23 protein-coding genes, 1 pseudogene and 1 other annotated feature are annotated in these 18297 nt (G+C 35.7%); of the genes and pseudogenes, 14 read left to right on the top strand and 10 right to left on the bottom strand.

Going from position 1 to position 18297, the window contains the following annotated elements; translation table 11 throughout:
• Nucleotides 1–257 precede the first annotated feature (257 nt).
• From EUC40_RS19070 to EUC40_RS27040, 5 genes are all read left to right on the top strand, one after another.
• Nucleotides 258–1427 carry an amidohydrolase gene (locus tag EUC40_RS19070; protein ID WP_156576279.1) on the top strand — a complete coding sequence of 390 codons (1170 nt, stop codon included), beginning with the start codon at nt 258–260 and terminating at the stop codon, nt 1425–1427.
• A 226-nt stretch (nt 1428–1653) separates the two neighbouring features.
• Nucleotides 1654–1830, top strand: a complete 177-nt coding sequence (locus EUC40_RS27045; RefSeq protein WP_071709870.1) for a hypothetical protein — start codon at nt 1654–1656, stop codon at nt 1828–1830.
• On the top strand, nt 1823–2269 hold the full coding sequence (locus EUC40_RS19065; RefSeq protein ID WP_000041143.1) for a flavodoxin: 447 nt from the start codon (nt 1823–1825) through the stop codon (nt 2267–2269). The genes EUC40_RS27045 and EUC40_RS19065 overlap by 8 nt, the downstream gene beginning before the upstream one ends.
• A gap of 24 nt (nt 2270–2293) precedes the next feature.
• Nucleotides 2294–3067: a hypothetical protein gene (locus EUC40_RS19060; protein WP_000544548.1), complete on the top strand. Its 774-nt coding sequence runs from the start codon at nt 2294–2296 to the stop codon at nt 3065–3067.
• A gap of 98 nt (nt 3068–3165) precedes the next feature.
• The gene (locus EUC40_RS27040; protein WP_167520159.1) at nt 3166–3327 is read left to right on the top strand and encodes a hypothetical protein; all 162 of its coding nucleotides are present in this window, start codon (nt 3166–3168) and stop codon (nt 3325–3327) included.
• Here EUC40_RS27040 and EUC40_RS19055 read toward each other — a convergent pair.
• From EUC40_RS19055 to EUC40_RS19045, 4 genes and pseudogenes are all read right to left on the bottom strand, one after another.
• Nucleotides 3324–3560 (bottom strand): annotated as a pseudogene (locus tag EUC40_RS19055) (aminoglycoside phosphotransferase family protein); the annotation flags it as partial. The gene EUC40_RS27040 and the pseudogene EUC40_RS19055 sit on opposite strands and share 4 nt — an antisense overlap.
• A gap of 41 nt (nt 3561–3601) precedes the next feature.
• Entirely contained in the window at nt 3602–3751 is a 150-nt protein-coding gene (locus EUC40_RS27035) for a hypothetical protein (protein WP_000743739.1), read from the bottom strand.
• Between the two features lie 21 nt (nt 3752–3772).
• A complete protein-coding gene (locus EUC40_RS19050) occupies nt 3773–3946 on the bottom strand; it encodes a hypothetical protein (protein ID WP_000343545.1) in 174 nt (57 codons plus the stop codon).
• A 76-nt stretch (nt 3947–4022) separates the two neighbouring features.
• On the bottom strand, nt 4023–5381 hold the full coding sequence (locus tag EUC40_RS19045; RefSeq protein WP_156576278.1) for an MATE family efflux transporter: 1359 nt from the start codon (nt 5379–5381) through the stop codon (nt 4023–4025).
• A gap of 182 nt (nt 5382–5563) precedes the next feature.
• Between EUC40_RS19045 and uppP the strand changes: the two genes are divergently transcribed.
• A complete protein-coding gene (uppP, locus tag EUC40_RS19040; RefSeq protein ID WP_156576277.1) occupies nt 5564–6355 on the top strand; it encodes a bacitracin resistance undecaprenyl-diphosphatase in 792 nt (263 codons plus the stop codon).
• 29 nt (nt 6356–6384) lie between these two features.
• Here the strand turns inward: uppP and EUC40_RS19035 are convergent, their stop codons facing one another.
• Together EUC40_RS19035 and EUC40_RS19030 are read right to left on the bottom strand one after the other, a co-directional pair.
• Entirely contained in the window at nt 6385–6972 is a 588-nt protein-coding gene (locus EUC40_RS19035) for a thioredoxin family protein (protein ID WP_002017912.1), read from the bottom strand.
• 33 nt (nt 6973–7005) lie between these two features.
• On the bottom strand, nt 7006–7437 hold the full coding sequence (locus tag EUC40_RS19030; RefSeq protein WP_071709865.1) for a YrvL family regulatory protein: 432 nt from the start codon (nt 7435–7437) through the stop codon (nt 7006–7008).
• A gap of 162 nt (nt 7438–7599) precedes the next feature.
• Here EUC40_RS19030 and EUC40_RS19025 point away from each other — a divergent pair, with 162 nt between their 5' ends.
• Complete coding sequence (locus tag EUC40_RS19025; RefSeq protein ID WP_071709864.1) at nt 7600–8019, top strand: MarR family winged helix-turn-helix transcriptional regulator; 420 nt, start codon at nt 7600–7602, stop codon at nt 8017–8019.
• Nucleotides 8020–8159: 140 nt separating this feature from the next.
• On the top strand, nt 8160–8315 hold the full coding sequence (locus EUC40_RS19020; protein ID WP_000184928.1) for a hypothetical protein: 156 nt from the start codon (nt 8160–8162) through the stop codon (nt 8313–8315).
• A gap of 22 nt (nt 8316–8337) precedes the next feature.
• Here EUC40_RS19020 and EUC40_RS19015 read toward each other — a convergent pair whose 3' ends face one another.
• On the bottom strand, nt 8338–9573 hold the full coding sequence (locus tag EUC40_RS19015) for a dicarboxylate/amino acid:cation symporter (protein ID WP_000814798.1): 1236 nt from the start codon (nt 9571–9573) through the stop codon (nt 8338–8340).
• 1206 nt (nt 9574–10779) lie between these two features.
• On the opposite strand from EUC40_RS19015, the gene EUC40_RS19010 reads away from it, so the two are divergent.
• Nucleotides 10780–12123 carry a TrkH family potassium uptake protein gene (locus tag EUC40_RS19010; protein ID WP_071709863.1) on the top strand — a complete coding sequence of 448 codons (1344 nt, stop codon included), beginning with the start codon at nt 10780–10782 and terminating at the stop codon, nt 12121–12123.
• Nucleotides 12124–12157: 34 nt separating this feature from the next.
• Here EUC40_RS19010 and EUC40_RS19005 read toward each other — a convergent pair whose 3' ends face one another.
• Entirely contained in the window at nt 12158–12526 is a 369-nt protein-coding gene (locus tag EUC40_RS19005) for an imidazole glycerol phosphate synthase (protein WP_156576276.1), read from the bottom strand.
• 283 nt (nt 12527–12809) lie between these two features.
• On the opposite strand from EUC40_RS19005, the gene ytfJ reads away from it, so the two are divergent.
• Complete coding sequence (gene ytfJ, locus EUC40_RS19000; protein WP_002017922.1) at nt 12810–13277, top strand: GerW family sporulation protein; 468 nt, start codon at nt 12810–12812, stop codon at nt 13275–13277.
• A gap of 108 nt (nt 13278–13385) precedes the next feature.
• Nucleotides 13386–13475 carry a hypothetical protein gene (locus EUC40_RS18995; protein ID WP_000608227.1) on the top strand — a complete coding sequence of 30 codons (90 nt, stop codon included), beginning with the start codon at nt 13386–13388 and terminating at the stop codon, nt 13473–13475.
• 361 nt (nt 13476–13836) lie between these two features.
• Here EUC40_RS18995 and EUC40_RS18990 read toward each other — a convergent pair whose 3' ends face one another.
• A complete protein-coding gene (locus tag EUC40_RS18990; RefSeq protein WP_000101004.1) occupies nt 13837–14076 on the bottom strand; it encodes a YkuS family protein in 240 nt (79 codons plus the stop codon).
• 124 nt (nt 14077–14200) lie between these two features.
• Nucleotides 14201–14440, bottom strand: a complete 240-nt coding sequence (locus EUC40_RS18985) for a DUF3911 family protein (protein WP_000752502.1) — start codon at nt 14438–14440, stop codon at nt 14201–14203.
• 415 nt (nt 14441–14855) lie between these two features.
• On the opposite strand from EUC40_RS18985, the gene ilvE reads away from it, so the two are divergent.
• The 3 genes from ilvE to ilvN all read left to right on the top strand — a co-directional run bounded on the left by ilvE (nt 14856) and on the right by ilvN (nt 18274).
• A complete protein-coding gene (ilvE, locus tag EUC40_RS18980) occupies nt 14856–15752 on the top strand; it encodes a branched-chain-amino-acid transaminase (protein ID WP_071709858.1) in 897 nt (298 codons plus the stop codon).
• A gap of 16 nt (nt 15753–15768) precedes the next feature.
• Nucleotides 15769–15995: a binding site (T-box leader), on the top strand.
• A gap of 72 nt (nt 15996–16067) precedes the next feature.
• On the top strand, nt 16068–17768 hold the full coding sequence (gene ilvB / locus EUC40_RS18975) for an acetolactate synthase large subunit (protein WP_000095830.1): 1701 nt from the start codon (nt 16068–16070) through the stop codon (nt 17766–17768).
• Complete coding sequence (ilvN, locus tag EUC40_RS18970) at nt 17765–18274, top strand: acetolactate synthase small subunit (RefSeq protein WP_071709856.1); 510 nt, start codon at nt 17765–17767, stop codon at nt 18272–18274. Before ilvB ends, ilvN begins: the two co-directional genes overlap by 4 nt.
• Nucleotides 18275–18297 lie beyond the last annotated feature (23 nt).

The raw sequence follows: 18297 nt of genomic DNA, 5'->3' as shown, positions 1-18297 counted from the left end.
ATTTTAGGTAAAAATAAGTCAAAAGGCTCTTTTCTGATATTAGCACTAAATACTAAAAAAGAAAATCCCTAACTTAGCAATTATATTACATTCAGCATGAATTTGTAATGGCTTTGACATGTAAATGGAAAGTGGATTGTGTGAATGTATGAAAGTGGACTGGAAGAATGTTTAGAAATGCAATATTTGCTTGTATCTTTGAATCTTTCATAGTTAATTTCTGAATTGCTAAAGTTTCTTAAAAGGAGGAATTTCTGATGAAGAGCGTGTGGAAGGATATTATTTCAGAAGAAAATATTATGAAATGGAGACGGCATTTTCATAAATATCCGGAATTATCATTTCATGAAGAAGAAACTTCGCAATTTATATATGATACATTATGCTCATTTTCTACTTTGGAAGTAATGAGGCCAACGAAGTATAGTGTACTAGCAATTAAAAGAGGAACGGAACAAGGAAAAGTAGTTGCAATTCGAGCCGATATAGATGCTTTACCAATTCAAGAGGAAACAAGGAAATCCTATACGTCTATGAATAAAGGAATGATGCATGCATGTGGACATGATGCGCATGCTGCTATTTTGTTAAGTGTTGCAGAGACGATAGCAAATATAAAGGAAGGATTTGCAGGTGAAATTCGGTTAATCTTTCAGCATGCAGAAGAAGTATATCCTGGCGGCGGACAAGAAATGGTTGAGGCAGGTGTTATGGATGGTGTTGATTATGTAATAGGTTTACATGTTATGTCTGGATTGGAAAGCGGAAAGATTGGGATTGTGTATGGAGCGATGATGGCAGCACCAGACGTATTTACAGTTGAAATTTATGGCAAGGGGGGGCATGCGGCGCGGCCAGAAGAAACGGTAGACCCTATTGCTATCGGAGCACAAATTATTACAAACTTACAACATATCGTATCCAGAAACACAAGTGCTTTTATGCAAAGGGTAGTTTCGGTTACGCAGTTTCATGGGGGAATGGCAGATAATATTATTCCTAATGCGGCAACTTTAATGGGAACAGTTCGCTCTTTTAATCAAACATTAAGAAAAGAAGCAGAAGAGAGAATTGAGAAAGTCGTGAAAGGAATTACAGAAGCACATGGAGGGGATTATACATATACGTATCGATATGGATATGATCCAGTTATTAATGATGAATCTATTACGAAAGTAGTAGAAGAAAGTGCGATATATTTGTTCGGGAATGAGCGTGTTGTGAAGCTGGAACCTTCTATGGGAGGAGAAGATTTCTCAGCATATTTAAGAAAAGCACCGGGTTGCTTCATTAAATTGGGGACAGGGAATGAAAAAATGGATACTTGTTATCCGCATCATCATCCAAAATTTGATGTAGATGAATCAGCACTCATTTATGGAGTGGAATTGTTTTTAGAAACAACGATGAGATTACTGAAATCATAGAAAAGCATAAAAAAAGGCAACTGCACTCTATTGCAGTTGCTTTTATTTCTTTCCGTCAGAGAGGGCTGAGAAAGAACTATGCTCATTTATAGTATATGAATAGCTAACGGACAAGCTTGTACATTTTAACTATTTTTTTAAAAATAGTTGTTGACATTGATAATCAATGTCAATTAATCTAAGAATAGTTGAAATTGATAATTATTATCAATAGGATGGATGCGACATGTTAATGAGAAAAAAATATCACCTTCTGCGGAGGGGATTAAAAGATAAAAACAAAGATGTTGATCAGCATATGGAATGGCAACGAAATGTAATTCGTTCGGAATATGTAGAAGAGAAGAGTACAACCCAAACAGAAAAAGAGATACAAAGTAAAGGGAGAGATAAAGTTGAGTAAGTTAGTAATGATTTTTGCAAGTATGAGTGGAAATACAGAGGAAATGGCTGATCATATTGCAGGGGCAATTCGTGAAACAGAAAATGAAATTGAAGTTATTGATATTATGGATTCACCAGAAGCTTCTATATTAGAACAATATGACGGGATTATTTTAGGCGCTTACACTTGGGGAGACGGAGACCTTCCGGATGATTTCTTAGATTTTTATGACGCAATGGATGCTATTGATTTAGCTGGAAAAAAAGCGGCAGTATTCGGTTCATGTGATTCGGCCTATCCGAAATACGGCGTGGCGGTTGACATTTTAATAGAAAAGCTACAAGAACGCGGGGCAGCAGTTGTGCTAGAAGGACTAAAAGTAGAATTAACGCCAGAAGATGAAGATGTAGAAAAATGTTTACAGTTTGGAGCTGAATTTGTAAAACACCTTTCTTAATGGCAGAAGGGAGATGAAGAGCAAGTGCATGAAAAAATCGCAATCAAAACGATGACAGATTACCATTTGTATGATTTTATGCGTTGTCCGCATAAATTTTATTTTCGTCATATAAAAAGGAGAGAACCTTCTTCTTTTGAATGGCAACAAATAGCACAAATGATTGTGAATCGAATTATTAACGAGTATTACACACTACCTGCGGGCCAACAAACGAAAATTATACTTTTAATATTAATAGAAAAGTATTGGAAAAAAGTAAGGATTAATATGTTCGCTTCGAAGACGGAGTACTATATTGTGTTAGCGAAGCTAACGGATCACTTATTACAGTTTGTTGAAAGAGATGATAGCGAGACGCCGCCGTTATTTTTATATGAAAAATTTCAAACATATATGGAAGAATTAGGTGTCCACATGTCATTGACATTAGAAGTTGGTGAATGGCGTACTGAGTCGTTTGTAATTAAAAAGTATGTTGTTGATGCGGATGAGGAAATGCTTGCTCTTTGTCAAAAGTTAATGACAGTATTCAGTTATAAAGCTTTCGGTATTCTTCCAGGAAAAATTGAAGTTATTAATTTAATAGAAGGAACTAAGTATGAGTACATTCCGAAACAGGAAGATATTATAACTGGAATGGCTGATTTATCTAGAATGAAAGAAATGTTGCAACAACCTGAGCACTATACAGAGCGTCATTTTCGTTCTGAGTGTATAAGTTGTGCTTTTCGTAGTGAATGCCAAGGGGAAGAAGTAAAGGAAGAAGCGAAGCAGAAGAAAAATATCGTGCACTAAAGGATGCAAATTTGCATCCTTTTTTGTTATTGACATGAAAAGCTTTTCATCATTTACGGTGTATTTGTAGCAGGTTTTAATAAGAGGAGGAATAATCAATGAAAGACGAAATGAAAGTATTTCAATGGTTAAAAGAACAGGATGCTCCTTTTGGAATTCAACTGCAAATTTTACAGGCGTTTCAACTGTATAAAGTGATTGTTGAAATGGATAAAAAGTTAATGATGTATGAGGAGAAAGAGTACAGGGAAAGAATTTAATCTTGTCCCTGTAATACCAATTTCAGCTGTTTTGTACCAGCTATGAATTCAAGCTCATTCTTTGTTTCAAAGTTATAAATAATAGTATGTAGTAAAGGGCTGTATTGATAAAAGGTCGTGATGCGGTAAATGAGTAATGGGTCATGATGAGAAATAAGTGTACGGTATTGCTCATATACAGCTGTAATAAATTCATGTCCGAAATCATAATATAGTCCTGCAAAATCAAAAGCAGTATGTACAATAAAAAAGCCCCTCGAAGAGTAGAGGGACTTTAAAGGTTTTCATTTTGTTGCCCAAGTTCTTTTTGAGCAATGTATAAATTTCCTTGCTCGACTTGTTTCTGAGTAAGAACAGAATCACCTGCATATCCTTTTTCTGTTTTAACAGTTCTTTTTGAACGATTGGAATCTTGTTTCTTCATATAATAGACCACCTTCTTCTATCAAAAATAAACGAAAATGATAAGTACGAGTAATACAGCAGCGAAAATGGTAATGCCCATTAAAAACGAAGTGTTTTTATATTTAGGTGGCTTATGTACATCTTGCCGATATCCAGGTGAAATTTCAGGGGCGAATTCTTCGTCAAATGATTGCTTTTTGTCTTTTTCGTCCATATGTATCCACCTTTCTTTTTCATTATGTTATACGTTACAAGAAAAAATATGCATAAAGAAAACAGCCGCTTTATCGTTAGCGGCTGCTTTCTGTTGTATATTTTCTTTGCACCTGAAAGAGACGGATAAGTAGGAAGCTAGCGCCAAATGCTAGGCCGATAATAAGACCAATCCAATAACCTTTCGCTGCCCAATCAGTATAAGTTGCTAATATGTAACCAAGAGGTAAACCTATTATCCAATAAGCAATTAATGTCATAATTAGAGCGACATTTACATCTTTATAACCACGAAGAGCTCCTTGTACGGGAGTTGCAATCGCATCAGAAATTTGAAATAAAATCGCAAATATAAGAAATTCTTTTGCTAAATGATGAACTTGTACATCTGTCGTATAAATAGAAGCAATTTCATCATCAAAGAAATAGAGAAGAATTGAATATAAAAGGGCGAATGCAAGGGCTAAGCCAATGCCGATAAATCCATATTGTTTTGCATTATCGTATCGTTTTGCTCCAACTTCAAATCCAACTGCGATAGTCATTGCCATTGCTAAACTGAGCGGAGTCATATATAACAAGGAAGCGAAATTCATAGCTGCTTGATGCGCTGCAATAGTTGTTGTGCTAAAATTGCTCATCATAAGTGTTACAGCAGCGAAAATACTCGTTTCAAAAAAGATAGCAAATCCGATTGGGACCCCAAGTTGTAAGAAGGCTTTCCAACTCGTGAGAGAAGGGCGGTATAACTGTTTAAAGATATTAAAAGATGCAAAAGGTTCTTTCGTACGAATAATAATGACGGTAATAATTAATATGCACCAATATGTTGCTGCTGAAGCGATTGCGGCACCAACACCACCGAGTTTTGGAAACCCGAAATGACCAAAAATTAATACATAATTTAATACTACATTAATTGGCAATGATAATAAGGTAATAACCATCGTTGTTCGAGTTTTTCCTAATGCATCAATAAATCCACGTAAGACAGTGTAAGTGAATAAGGGAATAATTCCAATCGCGATAATAATTAAAAATTGTGCTGCAATACGTTCCACTGGTTCTTCTAAGCGCATGCCGTTTAAAATAGGTGAAACAGCGAAAAAACCGATAAGAATGACAACGAAGCTAGCACAAATTGCTAAATATACTGCCTGTATGACAACGTGGGGAACGTCTTCTTTTTTCTTTGATCCAATGAGTTGTGCAACAATTGGCGTAGTAGCCATTAAAATTCCTGTTAATCCCGTGCTAACTGGAATCCATATACTCGTTCCGATAGCGACACCTGCTAAATCAGTAGGACTTGCATGCCCTGACATTGTCGTATCAAAAAAGCTCATCGCAAATAATGACATTTGCGTTACAAAAATCGGGAAAAAGAGTAATACAAATTGCTTTAACTTTTGTGAGAATGAAGTAGTTTCTTTCATAAAATCCCCTTTCAGCGTAAAAAACAAACTCTTACTATCATACAATTTAATCAAAAAATAGAAAAGAAATACGCGCATGCAACATATAGAATCGATAAAAAAAGGATGCACTTTGAAAAGGGATAAGGTATTATGATAAGGTGTGAAAAAATTACATATTCGTTATTAAGGAGGCACTACTTGTGGCTGATTGGTTAATTGGAATAATCATGGGTGCTGTTGAAGGTTTAACAGAATTTTTACCAGTTTCATCAACAGGACATATGATTTTAACAGGTCATTTAATTGGATTTGACGATGAGAGAGCGAAAGTTTTCGAAGTTGTTATTCAATTGGGATCGATTTTAGCAGTTGTTGTTATATTTTGGAAGCGTCTATGGTCATTAGTTGGAATAGGGAAAGTAACTGATGGACCATCGTTAAATTTATTACATATTATTATTGGGATGATTCCTGCCGGCATACTTGGCGTATTGTTCCATAGTGCAATTAAAGAAGTTTTATTTGGGCCAGGCCCAGTTGTCATTAGTTTAGTGGCTGGTGGTATTTTAATGATTGTTGCTGAGAAGTTTTCGAAACCAAGTACAGCAAGAACATTAGATGAAATCACATATAAGCAAGCATTTACAATCGGAATGTTCCAATGTTTAGCGCTTTGGCCAGGATTTTCTCGTTCTGGTTCTACAATAAGTGGTGGTTTATTAGCTCGCGTGTCACATACAGCGGCAGCTGAATATACGTTCATTTTAGCAGTACCGATGATGGTAGCTGCAAGTGGTTTAGATTTAATTAAAAGCTGGGATATATTAAGCGCAGCTGATATACCATTATTTGCAACTGGATTTATTACAGCATTCGTTGTTGCGATGCTTGCAATTGTTTCATTCTTAAAATTATTAGGTCGTGTAAAACTAACACCGTTCGCTTACTACCGTTTCATTTTAGCTGCGGTATTCTATTTCTTCATTATGTAATAAAAAAACTGCCGAGTTCGGCAGTTTTTTTATTTTACTACTTTTTCCATCATGTTTTCCATTACATGCTCCCAAAGAGAAGTATCATCAGCTAATGTAGCACGGAAATTAGCGTACATTTCTTTTTGTTTCTCTTCGAATGTTGGATCTTCTTTTTCAGGCAATGTAGCGCGCATTGAAGTTACTAACTCTTGTACTTTTGGAGCACGTGGTCCCCAAACGGCTTGTTCGTTTCCATCTTTATCAATGAAAATAAAGATTGGAATCGCGCGTGCTGTTCCATTTGTTAAATATTGATCCATTAATTCTAAGTTTTCATCGCGAATTAATAATGACATATCAATATTTGCAACTTCAGAAATTCGTTTCATAACAGGTACGCATAAAAGAGCGTCACCACACCAATCAGCTGTTAATACGATAACACGCCAGCCATCGTTTTGGCGTTCTTCTAATACAGGAAGTAATTCATTTGGAATTAAAAAGTTATTGTAAATGTGCAGTAGCTCGTATTGATTTACTTTCATTTCATTCACATATGTATCAAAGGACATACCTTTATCAGCCCATTGTTGTAAGTTCATAAGTAACACCTCTTTAGTATGATTTGTTTTCATTGTACCAATTTTTATATAGAAAAGCTTGTATTCTTACTCTTTCTTGTCACTTAGTAATTTATTTAATAGGAAAAAGAATAGTACGACACATAATTCAGCTATGTTGGACAGTTGTACGCTCTCTATCCAGTCGTCGGCGGTATGTATGACAAACCAATCTAGCGTAATTTCAATGATGGAGAGCAGGGCGATTGAGAGGTAATTGGGCATACTTGTCATCATGGGAAGTAGGAGTACTTTAAAGAAACCGAATATAAAATATGTAATGCCATCTAATAAAAGAATAAGTAAAAAAAAGAGTAGTAGAGCTGTTTTTGATGAATATTCTATACCTGTCATTTGAAAGATTCCTACATATACAAAAAATATAAATGCAAAAAATATAATGAGAAACAGAATAACAAAACCAATAATCAAAGTCTTATCTTTTAGATTAAGATTAGAAAATTTGTCTTCTTCACTCACTACTTCAACTCCTTTTTTTGGAAATTCAATTTTATTGTATCATGAAATCTATATTAAAAAACTACGAATTATTGGAAAATAAGGTGACAAAAAGTAAGATTTCATGTAAAATTATTAATAAGGTTTTTATTTAACTAAATGAAATAAAAGGGGCTGTCAAAGTTGTCTCAAAATCGAGAGCAATTAATGGAAGAACTATCGACAAATGTTTTTGCTATGTTTCGCACGTTGCGTAATGATATCGGAAAAATATTTGGTGGTTACATACCGTGGAATGAGTTCATTGTCCTTAGAATATTAAATCGCGCGAATAAAGAAATGGTATCACGTGTAGCGAATGAGTTAAATGTGTCGAATAGTCATATTACAGCTGTTACAGAAAAATTAATTAATAAAGGTTTTGTAACTCGTTCACGTTCTACGTCAGATCGCCGAGTTGTATATTTGGAGATTACAGAACAAGGAAAAGATTTAGTTGCGAAAATGGAAGGTGCGAAAAAACAATACTTACAAGAAAGATTTTCTACGCTCTCAGAAGATGAAATGAATATAATGATTTCTATTTCCAAAAAACTTATATAAGTAAGTAATTATAAACAAGAAAACGCTTACGTAATAACAAAGAAGACGTTCCACATATGTGGAACGTCTTCTTTCTTGTATGAAAGATTATAAAAAATAAAATATGTATCATACTACTAGTAAAGGAAGGAGGCAGAAATATGACAAATCGTAATGGTAGTAAAGGGAGCGGTAATCAAGGGTCACCAAAATCAGGCCAGTTTAATCAAGAATTTAGTACTGAATTTGAAACTGGTAACGATAATAAAGGGAAAGAATATCGTTCAAAAAAAGGAAGTAAATCAAAAAAGGAGTGAAATGATTCACTCCTTTTTTGATTTAAGATGCTGCAGATTGATCCGTATTATATTTTTCTTCTGATTTTGCAACAATCATTGCACAAATTGCATCACCGGAAATATTGACAGCTGTTCTAGACATATCTAAAATGCGATCAATACCGATAATTAAAGCGATACCTTCTACTGGTAGATTTACTTGATTTAACACCATTGTAAGCATTACAAGTCCAACACCTGGTACGCCAGCAGTACCGATACTCGCTAGTACAGCAGTTAATACGACCATAGCTAATTGAGATAAAGTGAGATCAACTCCGTATACTTGAGCGATAAATACTGTTGCTACCCCTTGCATAATGGCAGTTCCATCCATATTAATCGTTGCACCTAGTGGTTGTACAAAAGAGCTGATTGCTTTTGGAACCCCAAGCTTCTCTTGTGCAGTTTTCATTGCAAATGGAAGAGATGCATTAGAGCTAGAAGTACTAAATCCAATTGCCATTACCGGCCCGAAATGTTTAAAGAAACGAATAATACTTTCTTTTGCTAATACTTTTAATAAGCCGCCGTATACGAAGACACCGTGAATGATGAGTACCAACATAACGACAATCATATACTTGAACATCGCAGCGACGCCTGCAAGACCCATTTTACCAACGGATGAAGCGAGCAATCCGAATGTCCCAATTGGAGCTAATTTCATAACGAGATTAACAAGATACATCATTAATTCGTTGCCCTGTTCAAGTAATGAATGGATACCTTGAACCCGTTTTCCTAAAACAGCTAAACCGAGTCCGATCAATGCGGCAAAGGCAATGATTTGTAACATGTTTCCATCTGCCATCGCTTTTGCTGGGTTATCTGGTACGATATTTAGCAATGTGTCGACGAAAGATGTTTCCGTTTTTGCTCCCTCATACTTAAGACCTTCCGTGTTAAAGTTACCGCCAGCCCCTGGCTTTATAATAAGTGCAAAGGTAACCGCGATAGAGATGGCAACAGCTGTTGTTACGAGGAAGAATGAAATTGATTTTAAACCGATTCTTCCTAGTTGCTTCGGATCTCCAAGCCCAGCAGCCCCAAGTACGATAGAAATGAATACAACAGGAACAACTAGCATTTTAATAAGGCGAATAAATAGTTGACCAAGTGGATTGAACACATATTGATTTAATGGATCAAAAATGGATGGAGCGGCTAAATTTAAAGTGAGTCCGACAACTAGACCGAGAAATAATGCAATTAAGATTGCTTTTGTTTGCTTCATAAAATCCCCCTTATTTTTGTAAAATTACTTTCTAAATTAATTGTACCGAAAAAAGACTTATTTTGACAGTATTTTCTGAATATTTAATATGGAAAATATCTATTTAAATATAAATTGCTTTTGCTAAAGTAGGCAGAAAAAGTTAAATAATTTATTTAGAAAACAAAATAGACCATCGCATAGGATGGTCTAGGGAAGGGGACAATTTATGTCAATTTAATTAGGGATGGAAGCTATTCAAAGACACTGGGGAATGTCTTAAAAATTAGGGAGGAACAGCTTCGATACATATACTATAAAAGATAGATGTGACCCTCGTGTGAACATAGAGTGAAAGAGAGAGGGAGTTTGAAATAAAGAGGTAGAGCGAACAAAAAAATAAGACCATCACATGATGGCCTAAGGGAGGGGACAATTTATGTCAATTTAATTAGGGATGGAAGTTGTTCAAGACACTGGGGAATGTCTTAAAAATTAGGGAGGAACAACTTCGATACATATACTATAAAAGATAGATGTGACCCTCGTGTGAACATAGAGTGAAAGAGAGAGGGAGTTTGAAATAGAGGATAGAGTAAACAAAAAAATAAGACCATCACATATGAGATGGTCAGGAAGGGGACAATTTATGTCAATTTAATTAGGGATGGAAGTTGTTCAAGACACTGGGGAATGTCTTAAAAATTAGGGAGGAACAACTTCGATACATATACTATAAAAGATAGATGTGACCCTCGTGTGAACATAGAGTGAAAGAGAGAGGGAGTTTGAAATAGAGGATAGAGTAAATAAAAAAATAAGACCATCACATATGAGATGGTCAAGGAAGGGGACAATTTATGTCAATTTAATTAGGGATGGAAGTTGTTCAAGACACTGGGGAATGTCTTAAAAATTAGGGAGGAACAACTTCGATACATGTACTATAAAAGATAGATGTGACCCTCGTGTGAACATAGAGTGAAAGGTATGAGGATTTGAGAAATGATACATATAAAATGATTGTTGCGAGAGTTGTAGAGTAAGAATAAATATAATAGAAAGTGTTTTGTCATAAAATGAAGTGAAGTTCGCGTATAAATAAAAGTTGAAAACTATGAAAAAAAGGACTATGCTCAACTATATTATAAGAATATAAGGTTTATCCCGCCATGTAAGGTTTTTTATAAGCCTTTAGTTATGAGGGGGAAAAGGGAGTTAGTGAATATGGAAGTAACAAAAAAACAAAGGCTGTATAATCGTTTTATACGATTAAACCCACCGCAAATATTAGCATTAGGTTTTTTCTGCTTAATTGTGGTTGGCGGTTTGTTATTAAAGTTACCATTCGCAACGAAAGTACATATTAGTTGGGTAGATGCTTTCTTTACGGCAACGTCAGCAGCAACTGTAACTGGTTTAGGAGTAGTAGATACTGCAAGTACGTTTACGATGTTTGGCGAAATTGTTATTATGCTTTTAATTCAAACAGGTGGGCTAGGTCTTATGACGATTGCCATTTTAATTGTTTGGGTATTAGGTAAAAAAATTGGTTTGCGCCACCGGTTATTAATTGGGGAAGCATTTAATCAAACGAATATAGGTGGTCTTGTAAAATTAGTAAAGCGTGTCTTTATATTTTCAATTTGTATTGAGCTTATTGGAGTCATCTTTTTATCGTTTCGTTTTATTCCAGAGTTTGGCTTTGGCAAAGGTGTATACTATAGTATTTTTCACGTGATCGCATCTTATAATAATGCTGGATTTGCTCTATGGCCGGATAATTTAACAAGGTATGTAGGCGATCCTATTATTAATATTGGGATTTGCTCTTTAATTGTAATAGGTGGTCTCGGATTTACCGTATTAATTGATATATGGTATAGCCGTAGTTTTCGGAAATTATCGCTTCATTCCAAAATCATGATTGTTGGAACAGTAGCGCTAAATGTGATAGCGATGATTGTGATTTTTGTATTGGAATATAATAATGTGAAGACGTTAGGGAATTTACCTTTAAATGAAAAGTTATGGGCTTCTTTCTTCCAAGGTATTACTCCTCGTACTGCTGGATTTAATACAGTTGACTACGGGGGGATGGAAGAATCATCTATATTATTTACGATGGTTTTAATGTTTATTGGTGCAGGAAGTGTATCAACAGGTGGGGGGATTAAATTAACAACGTTTGTTATTTTAGTTACATCTGTCCTTTCTTTCTTTAGAAAGAAGGAGGAAATCGTTTTATTTCAGCGTACCATTAAAATGTCGACAGTAACGAGAGCGTTAGCAATTGCTGTTGCCAGCCAAATACTCATCTTTACAGCGGTATTTGTATTAATGCTTACAGAAGAATTCAGTTTTATTCAGTTATTATTTGAGACAATTTCAGCGTTTGGAACAGTAGGATTAACGATGGGGATTACTGCGAAGCTGTCGGCGTTCGGAAAATGTATCATTATGTTTGTTATGTTTTGTGGATTAATCGGACCGTTAACACTTGTGTTTTCTTTAGCACGACCAGCAAAACAAAAAATTAAATATCCATCAGAAGATGTATTTACAGGATAAGGTATCTCGCATAAAGCGAGATACCTTTTTCTTTTTAAAAAAGGGAGAACAATAAACCGATAAGCGCTACGCGGAATAAAATCGCGATAAGTGCTGCAATACCACCGACAATCGCAGCGATACCACCAGTTACAGTAGCACCACGATTATAAGCGTAAATTCCTAGTAATACAGAAACAAGACCAAATAGTGTTGGAAAGGTGAAGAGTGATAATATAGATAAGGCAAGAGCGATAAAGCCAGCAGTTGATCCAGCGGCTGACGCCCTTACATCATCTTTATGATCCTTCTCATCGTAATCAATACGCTGTGGTGCAACTTCAGCAGCATATTCTTCTTTATAGTCACTATAGTCGCTATCTATTCTATCTCTTCTTTTATAATCATCAAATTTCTCAGTCAAAGTCATGACTCCTTTCATAACAAGGTTCAATAGTAGTATGTATCTCTTTTTCTTTTTTATCCCGCTTTAATGGGCAATAAGATCCCCACCTCAAAATTCAGCGAAAGCAAAGAAGTTAGGTGGGGGTCGGGCTGCTCATAAAAGTCCGATTGGTGAAGGCTAATAATCAGCGGGGGATGAAGAAAACCCCCACTGATTAAAGTTTCAATTTATCTGAGCATGTGCAGGGAGTAATATCCATTTAAAAGGTGGAAATTGTTTTTTGGAAATAGGAAAACTTAGTATGACTTCCTCTATTTTGGAAAGTATAAAAAAGAATAATGAGGAAAGGGTGCAGTACATAATGGAACATCCAATTGAAAATTTAATGAAAACAGCAATGACAAATTTAAAAGAGATGGTAGATGTAAATACGATTGTTGGTAGTCCGGTTTCCACAGCTGACGGAAATGTAGTATTAACAGTATCTCAAGTTGCTTTTGGTTTTGGTGCTGGTGGAAGTGACTTTAAAGGGGATTTTACTTCCGAAAAACATAATAACGGACAAGGGCAGCAGAAAGAGAACAAGCAAAGTCATCCATTTGGAGGCGGAAGTGGGGCTGGGGTTTCTATTAGCCCAGTTGCTTTTTTAGTAGTTGGTTCTAACGGTGTGCAAGTATTGCATCTCAATAGTAGTACACATTTAATTGAAAAAGCTTTAAATACTGTACCGAGCACCGTAGATAAATTTGTAAATGGGCGCCAAAAGTGAACTTGCATTTTTTAGGAATTGTGATATATTAGAAAAAGTGCGCTTTAGGACGATCGGAATAATTGAAATGTAAATATATATGATGTGTGAAATAAGGGAGAGGAATTTATGATTAATATCAAAAATTTGGTAGTTGGCTTATTTATGCTAGTAAGCGGTTTTGTTGTATATGTAATAAAAGAAAAAGCTCCATTCTAAAACAGACAAACCGTTAATGTCTGTTTTAAATTTGTAAAACATGTTGACAATTTGTTTTATTGGTGTTAAAATTTTAATTCGTGTCTCGGTTACAGCTAGTGTAAAGTAAATAAATCTTATAAATATAATACGAAAAGTTTGCAAAAGATCGGGTAGTTTTACCAACAACTTTTGTGAACAAACCCTAAAAATTATAATTGTAGGCTTTATAGGTATACTAGTGAATCAAGGAGCGGTCAGTGGAACCGTAATGATGAGAGAGGTAGGGCTTTCATCCAGTATATGTTACTTTCCCGTTAGGTGAATATAAAAAAGAGGACTCCTTTTTAAAAGGAGTCCTCTTTCTATTTTTATAATAAATTTAAGTGCGGCTCTCAACTTGCTGACAAATTTCATCCGTTGTTAAACCGTGAGCTGTAATTACTGATCCTTTAATTGATGCATCTGCAATCCCCGTCATATTGGAATCTTGCCCAGTAACAACACAACAATCGCACCCTTGTGCATCATGTTCGGAGTTAAGGGTAACAACTTCATGTCCTTGTTGCTTAAGAGCTTGCTGAACATCTGTTAACGAGTTTTCAACACCGATTCTAGCCATAATTCTCACCTCCTACCATCTAGTTGCTAGTATGCGCAAGTACATCGCATATATTTATGAAAGACGGTAGGAAGCATATATTTATCTGTTATTTACGGGGAGTCTGATTAAAGTATCGCTTTATTTAGTCGTTATATACACCAGTAAGCATTTGGCTTACGAATTGATCGTTTAAAGTATCTTGGGCGGAAGAAGTATTTGAATGGATGTCGATTGAAGCAATAAAATTATTATGTTCTTTATGATTTGGTTCTACCTCTACATAGTTATCGAATTTACAAAAACCTTTCGTATCCATTAGATCAAATAGTTGAAGCATTTCTACTACCTCTTGTCTCGTTCCTTTAATTTGTACACACGCCATATTGATTTCCTCCTTCATTTTGACAAATTGTTTTTTAAAAATAGGATTATGATTCCGAAATGAAAAATATGAATGTTATTTTTAGACAGCGTTATTTTTATTATTTTCCCCCTTTTTCAGCAAAAGTCGTTGTATATTCCCGAATTTATAAAAACGGACGTCCGTTTATTGAATACAATAGATTCGTATCAATTGATGAAAATCCTTCTTTTAAACAAATATTTTTTTAGTGAAAATTGGCGAAAAAAATTTTTTGACTTTTTGTAAACGTTAACAATGTTGTTAAATCAATATAAACAAAGATGTACGTACGATTAAAAATTAAAAATTTTCTAAAAATTTACTTGATTTATTTGGAAAGGAGAGTAAACTAGGAAACAATAAAAAATTCATAGAACATAGGGGGCGCTTTCCAGTGAACGAGCAATGGATTTTCTTAAATGGAGAATTTGTTCCAAAAGACGAAGCAAAAGTTTCAGTATATGATCATGGCTATTTATACGGCGATGGAGTGTTCGAAGGAATTAGGGTATATAGCGGTAATGTTTTCCGTTTGAGAGAACATCTTGTCCGGTTATATGAATCAGCGAAATCCATCATGTTAGAAATCCCGTATACGTTAGAAGAAACAACGAAAATCGTTGTTGAAACGATTCGACAAAACAAACTATCTAATGGATATATCCGCCTCGTTGTATCAAGAGGACCTGGGAATCTTGGATTAGATCCTGATTCCTGTAAGAAACCGAATGTAGTAGTAATCGCAGAACAGTTATCTTTATTTCCGCAAGAATATTACGAAAAAGGGATTCCGGTCGTAACAGTTGCAACACGCCGAAATCGTCCAGATGTTTTATCACCTCAAGTCAAATCTTTAAATTACTTAAATAATATTTTAGTTCGCATCGAAGCGAAATTAGCTGGAGTGCAAGAAGCACTTATGTTAAATGATCAAGGGTACGTAGCTGAAGGATCAGGAGATAACGTATTTATTGTAAAAGGAAATAAATTAATTACACCACCAAGTTCTGCTGGAGCGTTAGAAGGGATTACTCGAAACGCTATTTTAGAAATCGGTGAAAAACTTGGATATGACGTTAGAGAAGAGTTATTTACAAGGCACGATGTATATGTAGCTGATGAAGTCTTTTTAACAGGAACGGCTGCTGAAGTAATTGCTGTTACAACAGTAGATGGTAGAACGATTGGTTTAGGGCAAACGGGTCCACATACGAATCGTCTATTAGAAGAATTCCGAAAGCTAGTTGTAGCAGATGGAGAGAAGATTTACGAAGAAAATAAAGTTGGATAATAACTCTTTATAACATAAAAAAGCGTTGATAGGGAGGAGTAGTTGATTGTGAAGCCTCACAGAGAGTCGGTGGTTGCTGAAAACCGATGGTTCACGTCGACGAACATCGCCCTTGAGTGCTAAGCTGAAGCGTTTGTCTAGGCTTAGACGGTAGCTCCGTTATTAGCTAGACTCATCCCGAGTCACTGAGGCAAGAGTATTCTTGCAAAGAAGGGTGGTACCGCGAAATCTTTCGTCCCTTCAGCACATAGCTGGAGTGTGGACGTAGGATTTTTTTATTGTATAAAAGTGTGAAAAAGGGGGCTTATAAGAAAAATGTCTTCAAAAACGGAAGAGAAACTAGCAACTGGTGCACAGCTATTGTTAGAAGCGCTTGAAAAGGAAGGAGTAGAAGTGATTTTCGGTTATCCAGGAGGTGCTGTTCTACCTTTATATGATGCAATTTATGACTGTGAAATTCCGCATATTTTAACGAGGCATGAGCAAGGTGCGATTCACGCTGCTGAAGGATATGCCAGAATTACTGGAAATCCAGGAGTTGTAATTGCGACGAGTGGGCCAGGCGCTACAAATGTTATTACCGGTTTAGCTGACGCAATGATTGATTCCTTGCCACTTGTAGTATTTACAGGTCAAGTAGCAACAACGTTAATTGGAAGTGATGCTTTCCAAGAAGCAGATATTATGGGGCTTACAATGCCGGTGACAAAACATAATTACCAAGTACGAAAAGCATCTGACTTACCTCGAATTATTAAAGAAGCATTTCATATTGCTAGAACAGGACGACCAGGCCCAGTCGTTATTGACCTTCCGAAAGATATGGTAGTAGAGCAAGGGGAACGATGTAATGACGTACAAATGGATTTACCAGGTTACAATCCTAATTATGAACCGAACTTACTTCAAGTAAACAAATTATTACAAGCAATTAAGGTTGCAAAAAAGCCGTTAATTTTAGCTGGAGCAGGTGTATTGCATGCGAAAGCTTCAAAAGAATTAACAAGTTTTGCCCGTAAATATGAAATTCCTGTTGTTCATACATTACTTGGTCTTGGTGGTTTTCCACCAGATGATGAACTATTTTTAGGAATGGGAGGAATGCATGGTTCTTACACAGCGAATATGGCTTTATATGAATGTGACTTATTAATTAATATAGGTGCAAGATTTGATGATCGTCTTACTGGAAATTTAGCTTATTTTGCTAAAGAGGCGACTGTCGCACATATCGATATTGATCCAGCAGAAATAGGAAAAAATGTGCCGACTGAAATCCCTATTGTTGCAAGTGCTAAGCGGGCGCTGGAAGTATTACTTCAGTCAGAAAGAGAGAAAGAAAATCATCATGAATGGCTTTCCTTATTAAAGAGTAGAAAAGAAAAGTATCCATTATCTTATAAACGGAATTCTGAAAGTATTAAACCTCAATATGCGATTGATATGTTATATGAAATTACGAAAGGAGAAGCGATTGTAACAACAGACGTTGGGCAACATCAAATGTGGGCAGCGCAATATTATCAGCTGAAAGATCCAGATAAATGGGTAACTTCAGGAGGGTTAGGAACGATGGGATTTGGTTTTCCAGCAGCAATTGGTGCACAAATTGCAAAGCCTGATGAACTAGTCATTGCAATTGTCGGTGACGCTGGATTTCAAATGACATTGCAAGAATTAAGTGTATTAAAAGAACATTCTTTGCCAGTTAAAGTGTTTATTTTAAATAATGAAGCTTTAGGAATGGTAAGGCAATGGCAAGATGAATTTTATAATCAAAGGTATTCACATTCTTTATTGCCATGTCAACCAGATTTCGTCGCTCTTGCGAATGCGTATGGCATAAAAGGTGTCCGTATTGATGATCCACTTCTTGCAAAGAAGCAATTACAGCAAGCGATTGAATTACAAGAACCAGTCATAATTGATTGTCGTGTACTTCAATCTGAGAAGGTTATGCCGATGGTTGCACCAGGGAAAGGTGTTCACCAAATGGAGGGAGTGGAAAAAAGGTGAAGAGAATTGTTATAGCGACAGTTCGTAATCAAAGTGGTGTGTTAAACCGAATTACAGGTGTTATAACGCGAAGACATTTTAATATTGAAAGCATTTCAGTAGGTCATACGGAATCGTCGGACATTTCGCGGATGACGATCGTTGTGCATGTTGAAAGTGAACAGCAAGTCGAGCAGTTAATTAAACAGCTGCATAAGCAAATTGATGTTCTGAAAGTATCAGATATTACAGAAGAAGCGATGATTGCTAGAGAGCTTGCTCTTATTAAAGTAGCAACTTCTGTAGCGAGGGCGGAATTATATAGTTTGATTGAACCGTTTCGAGCCACTGTAATAGATGTTGGGAAGGATTCCATAGTTGTGCAAGTAACAGGTACACAAGATAAAGTAGAAGCGTTAATTGAATTGCTTCGACCATACGGTTTGAAGGAAATCGCTAGAACGGGTGTAACAGCCTTTACACGTAGTATGAAAAAGCAAGATAAGCAAGTTATGTTCATTCAATAATCATTTAAATATAGGGGGAAAAG

It is taken from the genome of Bacillus luti (assembly GCF_009739945.1).
Lineage (GTDB): Bacteria > Bacillota > Bacilli > Bacillales > Bacillaceae_G > Bacillus_A > Bacillus_A luti.
The sequence above is the reverse complement of the archived record's forward strand: the minus strand, read 5'-3'. Positions and strand labels throughout refer to the sequence as shown.